The following is a 1,110-nucleotide window of genomic DNA, read 5'->3' as shown; positions in this document are numbered from 1 at the left end:
ATTGGGGACAATATCGTCACCCGAGAAGCTAACCGAGTATTCGAATAATTTTGTTTTCTTATCGAGAGTCTCTTTTTCTAGAAATACTGGGATCAAAAAAAGCGGAGCAAATTGCTTTTTCGAATCTCCGTGTCCGTGCCACTCAAGAAAGCCTAGCGCCAGGTAAAGGATATTAGATCCCGTTTCTTGAATCGCAAGATTCGCTGTTCGAAGCAACTTTGATACTCGACTCTCCAATTCATGAGGATAAAGGAGGGTCTGAATCTTAGTATCAGAATGCTTATCAGGATTTTGCGAGTCAACTTCGGCAGGCAGCTCATAGGAGGTATTCAACCCAAGAACTTTCGCCCATTCTTCAGAGGTAGGGTAGGCCTTTAGCTCAACGTCCTCTCCCGAGTCTTCATGGAATTCGATATACCCATGCTCTATCAGCTCCTCTCTCTTAGGGTTTGGCACCGGTCGGAAGCTGAGTTTTTGATCAGACAGGAGCTCTTGGGCAAGCTGGTCAGGAAGTTCATCAATAACGCGCAATCCAGCCTTATCTGATACCTTAAATTTGATGAGCTTATTTCTTGAGCTTGTGTCTTCGTTGGTTTTACCAACAATCAGTTCTTTTACATCATCCTCAAGTGTCTCAATGGAAACACTCTCTTTAGTGATAATTTCAAGAACATTGCCCATCGGGTCACGACGGACAACAAATCTGTCTAAACGGAATACCCGTACACCACCTTCATTTGGCAGATATAACAGGACATTTCCCGTAACTAGAAGCTGTTTAAGAGCTTCAAACCCTCCGACCCGCAACGCAGACGCTTCGATCTCATTCATGATTGATCGCTCAATACGATTCAATCCTTCTTCTACCTTAGCTCTCATGCCCTGTTGCTGGGTCAATTCTTCGAGAGCAAAGTCGTCAATACTTAATCTGAAGAATGGAGCGTTCGGAGGAAGGAGCGCGATTAGGAGCTTAGAGGCTAAATTATTTACACCTCTAGCTCCAATCCCTTGCCACGGTGTCAATAAACGACTATGGCTTGAGTGAGTATCTCGCGTCAAAAGGGACGGGATGGTTATCTCCGCACAGTCTCTAGCCCTATCTAGAAAAGG

The 1,110-nt window shown here is 44.8% G+C and carries 1 protein-coding gene; it reads right to left on the bottom strand.

The features are described from left to right. Window positions 1-1,110 (bottom strand): DUF4011 domain-containing protein (locus EBR25_14395; protein NBW42159.1); only part of this gene is annotated, 1,110 nt, incomplete at both ends.

The sequence above is a fragment of the bacterium genome (assembly GCA_009926305.1).
Taxonomy (GTDB): domain Bacteria; phylum Bdellovibrionota_C; class UBA2361; order UBA2361; family RFPC01; genus RFPC01.
The sequence above is the reverse complement of the archived record's forward strand: the minus strand, read 5'-3'. Positions and strand labels throughout refer to the sequence as shown.